The 4129-nt window shown below is 66.6% G+C and carries 4 protein-coding genes and 1 pseudogene; 4 read left to right on the forward strand and 1 reads right to left on the reverse strand.

Going from position 1 to position 4129, the window contains the following annotated elements:
- The 4 genes from AC4PTO_RS18115 to rfbA all read left to right on the forward strand — a co-directional run.
- On the forward strand, positions 1 to 452 hold a 452-nt coding region (locus AC4PTO_RS18115; RefSeq protein WP_492733977.1), incomplete at its 5' end, for a transglycosylase domain-containing protein.
- Between the two features lie 72 nt (positions 453 to 524).
- The gene (rfbB, locus tag AC4PTO_RS18120) at positions 525 to 1565 is read left to right on the forward strand and encodes a dTDP-glucose 4,6-dehydratase (protein WP_492733979.1); all 1041 of its coding nucleotides are present in this window, start codon (positions 525 to 527) and stop codon (positions 1563 to 1565) included.
- The gene (gene rfbD, locus AC4PTO_RS18125) at positions 1562 to 2407 is read left to right on the forward strand and encodes a dTDP-4-dehydrorhamnose reductase (protein ID WP_492733981.1); all 846 of its coding nucleotides are present in this window, start codon (positions 1562 to 1564) and stop codon (positions 2405 to 2407) included. Before rfbB ends, rfbD begins: the two co-directional genes overlap by 4 nt.
- A 1-nt stretch (position 2408) precedes the next feature.
- Entirely contained in the window at positions 2409 to 3272 is an 864-nt protein-coding gene (gene rfbA / locus AC4PTO_RS18130; RefSeq protein ID WP_492733983.1) for a glucose-1-phosphate thymidylyltransferase RfbA, read from the forward strand.
- A 93-nt stretch (positions 3273 to 3365) separates the two neighbouring features.
- On the opposite strand, the pseudogene AC4PTO_RS18135 reads toward rfbA, so the two are convergent.
- A pseudogene (locus tag AC4PTO_RS18135) lies at positions 3366 to 4129 on the reverse strand (hypothetical protein); the annotation flags it as partial.

Genomic DNA, 4129 nt, shown 5'->3' on the forward strand with positions numbered 1-4129 from the left:
CGAATTTCTGCGCACACTGGGGTTTCGACATGCGGGAAATCCGCAAGGCGATGGACGATGGCGGCACGCGGGGCGCCTCGACGCTCAGCCAGCAGGTGGTGAAGAACGTCTTCCTGTGGCAGGGGCGCAGCTGGCTTCGCAAGGCGCTGGAGGCCGCGCTGACCCCCGCGGTCGAGGCGGTCTGGTCCAAGCGGCGCATCGTGGAGGTCTATCTGAACGTGGCCGAGTTCGACGAGGGCGTGTTCGGCATCAACGCCGCCGCCTTCCGCTATTTCCGCACCACCCCCGATCAGCTGAGCGCGCGCCAAGCGGCGCTTCTGGCCGCGGTCCTGCCCGATCCGAAGGGCCGCAGCGCCGCGAAGCCCTCGAATTTCGTCTCCCGCCGCGCCCATCAGATCGAGGACGGCGCGGCAACCATCCTGAAGGACGGGCGCGCCGCCTGTCTGGAGTGACGCGGCCGGACTGGCCCTTGCCAGCGGGGCGCGCATCGCGCACAACTTGCATCGCCATGGCGGAGTAGAGGTATGAAGTTACTTGTTACGGGTGGGGCGGGTTTCATCGGTTCGGCCGTGGTGCGCCGCGCCATCGGAATGGGCCATGAGGTGGTCAACCTTGACGCGCTGACCTATGCGGCCTGTCTGGAAAACGTGGCCAGCGTGGCGGATGCCCCCGGCTACAGCTTCGAGAAGGCCGATATCCGCGACCGTGCGGCGCTGGGCGCGATCTTCGCGCGGCACGCACCCGACGCGGTGATGCATCTTGCCGCCGAAAGCCATGTCGACCGCTCGATCGACGGCCCGGCGGCCTTTATCGAGACCAATCTCGTGGGCACGTTCAACATGCTTGATGCCGCGCGCGCCTATTGGCAGGACAGGGGCCGCCCCGAGGGCTTTCGCTTCCACCACATCTCGACCGACGAGGTTTATGGCTCGCTCGGGGCCGAGGGCAAGTTCACCGAAACCACGCCCTATGATCCGCGTTCGCCCTATTCGGCCTCGAAGGCGGGGTCGGATCATCTGGTGCGGGCCTGGGCCGAAACCTACGGGCTGCCGGTTCTGGTGACGAATTGCTCCAACAATTACGGGCCGTTCCACTTTCCCGAAAAGCTGATCCCGGTGGTGATCCTGAATGCCCTGGCCGGAAAGCCGATCCCGGTTTACGGCGATGGCGGCAATGTGCGCGACTGGCTTTACGTCGAGGATCATGCCGATGCCCTGCTGACGGTGCTTGCGCGGGGAAAGGTCGGCCGCAGCTACAATATCGGCGGCGAGAACGAGGCCCGCAACATCGACCTCGTGCACATGATCTGCGCCGAGCTGGACCGGCTGCGCCCCGGCGGCGCGCCCCATGCGCGGCTGATCACCTTCGTCACCGACCGCCCCGGCCATGACCGGCGCTACGCGATCGACCCCGGCCGCATCCGCGAAGAGCTGGGCTGGCGGCCCTCGGTCACGCTGGCCGAAGGGCTGGCGCGCACCGTCGCCTGGTATCTTGCGAACGAGGACTGGTGGCGCCCGCTTCAGGCGCGGCAGGGCGTGGGCGAACGGCTTGGGGTTGCGAAATGACGCTGCTGGTTTTCGGCGCAACGGGGCAGGTCGCGCGTGAATTGCAGCGCCTTGCGCCCGATGCGCAGTATCTTGGCCGCGACCGGGCCGACCTGTCCGATCCCGCCGCCTGCGCACGCGCCCTTCGGGACAGCGATGCCGACTGCGTCATCAACGCCGCCGCATGGACCGCCGTCGACGCGGCCGAAACCGCCGAGGCCGAGGCCTTTGCCGTCAACGCCGACGCCCCCGGCGCAATGGCCCGCGCGGCGGCCGAAAAGGGCGTGCCTTTCGTCCATATCTCGACCGATTACGTCTTCGACGGCACGGGCGACGGGCCGCGCGCGGAAGATGCACCCACCGCGCCGCTCGGGGCCTATGGCCGCTCCAAGCTGGCGGGCGAGGCGGCGGTGCGCACGGCGGGCGGCACGCATGCCATTCTGCGCACCTCCTGGGTGTTCTCGGCCCATGGCGCGAATTTCGTGAAGACCATGCTGCGCCTGTCGCAAAGCCGCGACCGGCTGGGCATCGTCTCGGACCAGATCGGCGGGCCGACCCCGGCGGCGGCCATCGCGCAGGCGGTGCTGCGCATCGCGGCGGGGCTGCGCGACGGCGCGCCCTCGGGACTTTGGCATTTTTCCGGGGCGCCCGATATTTCCTGGGCCGGTTTCGCGCACGAGATCTTTGCCCAGGCCGGGCGCGACGTGACGATCGACGAGGTCCCGACCGCCGATTACCCCACCCCGGCGCGGCGGCCGCTGAACTCGCGGCTTGATTGCAGCGCCATCCTGGCGGATTTCGGAATTGAACGGCCGGACTGGCGCAAGGCGCTGTCCGATGTATTGCGTGAACTGGAGGTGTAGGATGCAGCGCAAGGGGATCATTCTGGCGGGCGGCACCGGATCGCGGCTTTACCCGATCACGCTTGGCATCTCCAAGCAGCTTCTGCCGATCTATGACAAGCCGATGATCTATTACCCGGTTTCGGTCCTGATGCTGTCGGGCATCCGCGAGATCGCCATCATCACCACGCCCGAGGATCAGGCGCAGTTCCAGCGCCTTCTGGGCGATGGCGGCCAGTGGGGCCTGTCCTTCACCTGGATCGTGCAGCCGCGCCCCGAAGGCCTTGCGCAGGCCTATATCCTGGCCGAAGAGTTCCTGGCGGGCGCGCCCTCGGCGATGGTTCTGGGCGACAACATCTTCTTCGGCCATGGCCTGTCCGAGCTTTTGACCCGCGCGAATGCGCGCGACACGGGCGGCACCGTCTTCGGCTATCGCGTCTCGGACCCGGAACGCTATGGCGTGGTGGATTTCGATGCCGACGGAACCGCCCGCGCGATCGTCGAAAAACCCGCCGTGCCGCCCTCGAACTATGCGGTGACGGGGCTATACTTCCTTGACGGCAGCGCGCCCGCCCGCGCCCGCGACGTGCGTCCCTCGGATCGGGGCGAGCTTGAGATCGTGACATTGCTGGAAATGTATCTGGGCGATGGCAGCCTGACGGTGGAGCGGATGGGCCGCGGTTATGCCTGGCTTGATACCGGCACCCATGCGAGCCTTCTGGACGCGGGCAATTTCGTGCGCACGCTGGAACAGAGGCAGGGCATGCAGACCGGCTGCCCCGAAGAGATCGCCTTCATGCAGGGCTGGATCACGCGCGAAAAGCTTCTGCAAGAGGCCGCGCGCTATTCCAAGAATGCCTACGGGGCCTACCTGTCGCGGCTCTGAGCGCGCCCCGGTCCGGGCGCCGGCATGTGAAATGCCGGCCGCCTGCGCCACAAGGCAGGCGGCCGGCTTCGGCGGAACGCTGCGATCCGGCCCTCAGAACTGGGCGATCAGGTTGATGAAGACCCCTTCGTCATCCTGCGTCAGGTCGGTCAGGTCATCCGAGAACGAGCCGAAATTATAGCCCAGCCCCACCGAGAAGTTCGGGTTGATCTGCCGGTAGGCCGCCGCAAGGAAGCCGGTATCCGAGAATTCGGCCTGACGCGCATCCAGCTGGCGCGCCTCAAGCAGCAGATCCCACTGATGCGTCAGGTGATAGCGCGCATTCACCACCACAAGGCTTGCATCGTTGCGCTGAAGCGGCAGCGTATCGTCGGGCGCGCTTTCGGAACGCCGCAGGCCGACCTTGCCGCCCAGTTCCCAGTGATCCGAAACCTCCCAGGTCGCATCCACGCTGAACACATGCGATTTCTGGCGCGACCCGTCGGTCACCCCGCCATCGGTGATCTGGCCATACATGTCGTTAAGATAGGTATAGCGCAGCAGCAGGTTCAGCCGGTCATCCTCGACCGGGCGGTAGGCATAGCCCAGCACCGCCTTGGTATAGCGCCCGTTCAGCACCGAGGTGCCGTCCGTATCGGTATCGGCATGATCGAGGGTGAACAGAAGCCGCTGGCTGTCGCTGATCTTGTAATTCGCATCCGCGCTCAGCAGGATGGTGTCGGCATCGCGGTCGGACCCGTCGCTGATGCCGCGATCGCGGCGCAGTTCCAGCCGGGCGCGCGCGCTCAGGCCCTCGGGCTGTTCGTAGATCGCGCCGAAGGACAGCGCCTTGCGGTCGAAATCGTCATCCGCGGAAT

Source organism: Rhodobacter maritimus, assembly GCF_058747975.1.

What these genes read in the sequence shown, in the direction of transcription:
- rfbA (WP_492733983.1), top strand. Translation starts at nt 2,409, where the DNA reads ATGCAGCGCAAGGGGATCATTCTGGCGGGCGGCACCGGATCGCGGCTT.
- rfbB (WP_492733979.1), top strand. Translation starts at nt 525, where the DNA reads ATGAAGTTACTTGTTACGGGTGGGGCGGGTTTCATCGGTTCGGCCGTG.
- rfbD (WP_492733981.1), top strand. Translation starts at nt 1,562, where the DNA reads ATGACGCTGCTGGTTTTCGGCGCAACGGGGCAGGTCGCGCGTGAATTG.